This is a genomic window from Microbacterium sp. ISL-103 (genome assembly GCF_018613995.1).
Lineage (GTDB): Bacteria > Actinomycetota > Actinomycetes > Actinomycetales > Microbacteriaceae > Microbacterium.
In genome coordinates this window covers 1-5,215 of record NZ_JAGGPD010000074.1, presented here as the reverse complement: position 1 = coordinate 5,215, position 5,215 = coordinate 1, and the positions used below count along the sequence as shown (strand labels likewise).

The 5,215-nt window shown below is 68.0% G+C and carries 4 protein-coding genes; 2 read left to right on the top strand and 2 right to left on the bottom strand.

Annotation, left to right across the window (positions count from 1 at the left end; genetic code table 11):
- Both J7E68_RS03305 and J7E68_RS03300 read left to right on the top strand, forming a co-directional pair.
- On the top strand, nt 1-634 hold a 634-nt coding region (locus J7E68_RS03305), incomplete at its 5' end, for a hypothetical protein (protein WP_215169822.1).
- Complete coding sequence (locus J7E68_RS03300) at nt 627-2,276, top strand: GMC family oxidoreductase (RefSeq protein ID WP_215169820.1); 1,650 nt, start codon at nt 627-629, stop codon at nt 2,274-2,276. The genes J7E68_RS03305 and J7E68_RS03300, both read left to right, overlap by 8 nt.
- Nucleotides 2,277-2,323: 47 nt before the next feature.
- On the opposite strand, the gene J7E68_RS03295 is transcribed toward J7E68_RS03300, so the two are convergent.
- Both J7E68_RS03295 and J7E68_RS03290 read right to left on the bottom strand, forming a co-directional pair.
- Nucleotides 2,324-4,411, bottom strand: a complete 2,088-nt coding sequence (locus tag J7E68_RS03295) for a 3-hydroxyacyl-CoA dehydrogenase NAD-binding domain-containing protein (RefSeq protein WP_311416179.1) — start codon at nt 4,409-4,411, stop codon at nt 2,324-2,326.
- An 84-nt stretch (nt 4,412-4,495) separates the two neighbouring features.
- The coding region (locus J7E68_RS03290) for a thiolase family protein (protein ID WP_215169818.1) at nt 4,496-5,215 on the bottom strand (720 nt) is incomplete at its 5' end.

The window sequence follows — 5,215 nt, the reverse complement described above, 5'->3', positions numbered from 1 at the left end:
CAACGACCTGGCACGCGCGCTCGGGCTGCCGCGACACGACGCGTCAGCGGCCGCTGAGCTCGCGCTCAGCGGTGTCGAGCGGGCGATCGACGTGGGGGAGATCACGACCGGCGGTCGCACGACCCCGTTCCTGACCATCGCCGCTCTCGGCTTCGACGCGAAGGTCAGCGATCGCACCAACCGCCTTCGCTGGCCGCACGGCGTGCTGCGGTACTACCTCGCCCTCGTCATCGAACTCGTGCGCCTCCGCCCGATGGAATTCTCCGTCTCCGTCGACGGCACAGCGGTCGTCGCGTCTCCCGGTACGCTCGTCGCAGTCGGGAACACGGAGAGCTACGGAGGCGGGATGCCCTTGTGTCGGGGAGCGCAGCCCGACGACGGACAGCTGGATCTCGTTCAGGTCGCACCGCTGTCTCGGATCCGCCTGCTGCGGCTGTTCCCTCTGCTGCTCACGGGGAGGCACCTGGCGCGTCGGGAGGTGTCGCATCGTCGTGCCCGCGTCGTGACGGTGAGTGCGCCGGGCCTCGTCGTGTATGCCGACGGCGAGCGCATCGGCGAAGACGAGTGCACGATCGGAGTGCGACCGGCGGCGCTGACGGTGCTCGTGCCCGGCGGGCGGGCGAGCGATGGCTGACGCCGGCGCCGTGCACGAAGACGAGGCGTTCGACGAGGACGTCATCATTGTCGGCTCCGGATTCGGCGGATCAGTGGCGGCGCTCCGACTGGCGGAGAAGGGCTACGGCGTCCGCATCTACGAGGCCGGTCGCCGATTCGAGGACGACGACTTCGCGAAGACCAGCTGGGACGTGCGGCGTTACCTGTGGGCGCCCGCGATCGGGTGCTACGGCATCCAGCGCATCCACCGTCTGCCGCACGTCGTGATCCTCGCGGGGGCGGGAGTCGGCGGCGGCTCGTTGAACTACGCGAACACGCTCTATCAGCCCGGAGCCGCCTTCTTCGCCGACCGGCAATGGCAGTCGATCGCCGACTGGCAGACAGAGCTCGCGCCGCACTACGAGACGGCGAAGCGGATGCTCGGCGTGGTCGACCGCTATCCGCACACAGGGCCGGTCGAGCGCATCATGAAGGGCGCGGCAGACGATCTCGGCGTCGGCGACTCGTTTCGTCACGCGCCGGTGGGCGTCTTCTTCGGCAGGCCGGGCGAACGCACGCCCGATCCGTTCTTCGCAGGTGAGGGCCCGGAACGCACGGGCTGCACGCTGTGCGGCAACTGCATGGTCGGATGCCGCGTCGGTGCCAAGAACACGCTGATGAAGAACTACCTGGCCCTGGCCGAGGGCCGTGGCGTGATCATCGAGCCGCTGCGCACCGTCACGGCTGTGCGAGCGCTGCCGCACGGGGGCTTCTCGGTCACGACCGAACGCAGTGGGGCATGGGTGCGACGCGGTCGGCGCACCGTTCATGCTCGCCAGGTCGTGCTGGCCGCGGGAACCTGGGGCACGCAGCAGCTGCTGCACAGGATGAAGCACGAAGGTGCGCTGCCGGGCGTCTCGGATGCGATCGGAATGCTCACCAGGACGAACTCCGAAGCGCTCGACGGCGCCGTCGCGGTCGCCGTGCCTGCATCACTCGATCTCGCGAAGGGCGTCGCGATCACGACCTCGTTCCACGTCGACGAGCGCACGCACGTCGAGAACGTGCGTTACGGGCCGGGATCGAACCTGATGGGCGCTCTCGCGTCGGCTGTGGTGCCCGGCGACCGGACCCTCGCTCGCCGGCTGACCAGCCTGGCGTCGCAGATCATCCGAGCCCCTCTGCGTCAGCTGCGGCTCGGTTCGCTCCGTCGGTGGAGCGAACGCGGCATCATCGCGCTGGTCATGCAGACCGTCGACAACTCGCTCACCCTGTCGTTGCGACGGCGTCTCGGCAGGCTCGTGATGACGAGCGCCCAGGGTCACGGCGTCCCGAACCCGAGTTATCTTCTGCAGGCGCATCGAGCGGCTGTGGCGATCGCGGCGAGAGTGCAGAGCGAGGGAGGCGTGGCTGCCGAGGCGAGGGGGTCATGGCCCGAGGTCTTCGGCATCCCCCTGACGGCGCACTTCCTCGGCGGCGCGGTGATCTCAGAATCCGCGGAGACCGGTGTGGTCGACCGCTACCACCGCGTGTGGGGGCATCCGGGATTGCATGTGGTCGACGGCGCGGCAGTGCCGGCGAATCCCGGGGTGAACCCGTCGCTCACGATCACCGCACTCGCCGAGCGGGCCCTGTCGTACTGGCCGCGTGCCGGCGAGACCGACTCGCGACCGTCGCAGTAGAACGAAGAAGGGGGCCGCGCGGACGCGACCCCCTTCGTTCCGTCGGATCAGCGGCTCTCGACGCCGCGGATCTGCGGGCTGTGGAAGTCCCCGCCGAACGCGCGCTGCGACGCTCCCTCGCGGTCGAGGTAGGGCGAGGCGCCGCCGTCGATGAACGGCCAGCCGGCGCCGAGGATCAGGCAGAGGTCGATGTCCTCGACCTCCGGCACGACGCCCTCGTCGAGCATCATCTTGATCTCGCTCGCGAGGCCGTCCTGCACGCGCTGCAGAATCGTGTCAGCGGATGCCGGGTTCTTGCCGACCGCCGGCTTCAGCAGCTTCTCGGCCTGCTTGGTCCAGCCGGTCACGCGACCGCCCTTGTCCTTCTCGATGACCGCGTCGAGCTCGGCGAGAGCGTGGAAGTTCTCGTTCGCATAGAAGCGGTCGGGGAAGGCGTGGGCCATCGTGTCCTGCACGTGAGCGGCGACCTTCCATCCGACCAGGTCGATCAGCTGGAAGGGGCCCATCGGCAGACCGAGCGGCGCGAACGCCTTCTCGACGTCGGTGATCGGCGTGCCCTCGTACACGGCGCGAGCAGCCTCGCCCATGACCTTCGCCAGCAGCCGGTTCACGACGAACCCGGGCGCGTCTGCAGTGAGCACCGCGTTCTTCCCGAGGTTCTTCGCGACGACGAAAGCCGTCGACAGCGCACCCTCCGAGGTGACGGACGTCTTCACGATCTCGATCAGCGGCATGACCGCGACCGGGTTGAAGAAGTGGAACCCCACGAGGCGCTCGGGGTGAGCGAGCTCGGCGCCGATCTCTTCGACCGACAGCGACGACGTGTTGGTCGCGAGGATCGCGTCCTCGGCGATGATCTTCTCGATCTCGCCGAACACCTGCTGCTTGACCCCGACCTCTTCGAAGACGGCCTCGATGACGAAGTCGCAGTCCGCATAGAGGGACTTGTCGGTGGTGCCGGTCACGAGGGCGCGGAGCCTGTTGGCCGAGTCCGCATCCAGGCGGCCCTTGCCCTCGAGCTTGCCGATCTCCTCGTGGATGTAGGCGACGCCCTTGTCGACGCGCGCCTGGTCGAGGTCGGTGATGAGCACGGGCACCTGCAGTTTGCGCACGAACAGCAGCGCGAACTGGCTCGCCATGAGCCCGGCGCCGATGATGCCGACCTTGGTGACCTTCTTCGCGAGCGCCTTGTCGGGCGCCCCGACGGGTCGCTTCGCACGCTTCTGCACGAGGTCGAAGGCGTACATGGAGGCGGCGAACTGATCGCCCGTGACGAGTTCGGCAAGAGCTTCGTCTTCGCGGGCGAAGCCTTCGCCCTTGGTGCCGCTCTTCGCCTTGTCGAGCAGATCGAGGGCGGCGTACGGAGACTTCGGCACCGTGCCGATCTTCGACTCGAGCATGGCGCGGGCCATCTTGATCGCGATCGGCCACTTGGTGAGGCGTTCGATCTTGCCCGGCTCGTTCTTGCGCTCGACCTTCTTGCCGCCGAGAACGGCGTCCGCCCAGGTGAGCGAGTTCTCGAGGTAGTTCGCCGCGGGGAAGATCGCGTCGACAACCCCGAGATCGAACGCCTGCTGGGGCTTCAGCATCCGGTTCTGCTTGAGCGGGTTCGAGATGACGACTTCGAGCGCGTTCTCGATGCCGATCAGGTTCGGCAGCAGGTAGGCGCCGCCCCAGCCGGGGATGATGCCGAGGAAGACCTCGGGCAGGGCGATCGCGGCGGCGGACGCGTCGACCGTGCGATAGCTGGAGTTGAGCGCGATCTCGAGGCCGCCACCGAGCGCGAGCCCGTTCACGAAGGCGAACGAGGGCACGCCGAGCTCGCCGAACTTGCCGAGCACCTTGTGACCGAGCTGCGCGATCAGACGCGCGTTGTCGCGCGAGCCGACCTTGCTGATGTCGGAGAGGTCGGCACCGGCCGCCAAGATGTACTGCTTACCGGTGATGCCGACCGCCTGGATCTCGCCGGCCGCCGCGCGTGCGGCGAGGCCGTCGAGCGTCTCACCGAGCTGGGTGAGGGTCGCGGGTCCCAGCGTGTTCGGCCGGGTGTGGTCGCGTCCGTTGTCGAGCGTGATCAGGGCGAGGACCTTGCCCGACGCCAGGCGGATGTCGCGCACGGGGGAGTGCGTGATCACCTCGCCCTCGGTCAGGGCCTGGATGGGAGAGAAGTCGACGTTCTCGTCGTGCTTGGTCGGTCGATTGAGTGTGCTCGTCGGGACTTACTTCCTCTTCTTGCCGTCGAAGTGCGGGTTCTCCCAGATGACCGAGCCACCCTGTCCCAGACCCACGCACATGGCCGTCAGGCCGTAGCGGACGTCGGGACGCTCGGCGAACTGCGCCGCGAGCTGGATCATCAGACGCACACCGGATGCTGCCAGTGGGTGTCCGAGAGCGATCGCGCCGCCCCATTGGTTGACGCGGGGATCGTCGTCGGCGATGCCGAAGTGGTCGAGAAGCGAGATCACCTGGATGGCGAACGCCTCGTTCAACTCGAAGAGTCCGATGTCGGCGATCGTGAGACCGGCCTTCTTCAGCGCCTTCTCGGTCGAGGGGATCGGTCCGATTCCCATGATCTCGGGCTGCACTCCGGCGAACGCGAACGACACCATGCGCATCTTCGGAGCGAGGCCGAACTCCTTCACCGCACCGCCACCCGCGAGCAGCGACAGCGTGGCGCCGTCAGTCAGGGGAGAGGAGGTTCCGGCCGTGACACGTCCGTGCGGACGGAACGGCGTCTTCAGGGCGGCGAGATCCTCCATGGTGGTCTGCGGGCGTCGTCCTTCGTCCTCGGTCGCGAGACCCCAGGCGCCGTCGGCGGTCTTGGTCGCGACAGACACGAGATCCGGCTGGATCTTGCCCGCGTCATACGCTGCCTGCCCCTTGTGCTGGCTGAGCATGCCGAACCGATCCGAGCGCTCCTTCGTCAGGTGCGGGAAGCG

What these genes read in the sequence shown, in the direction of transcription:
- J7E68_RS03300 (WP_215169820.1), top strand. Translation starts at nt 627, where the DNA reads ATGGCTGACGCCGGCGCCGTGCACGAAGACGAGGCGTTCGACGAGGAC.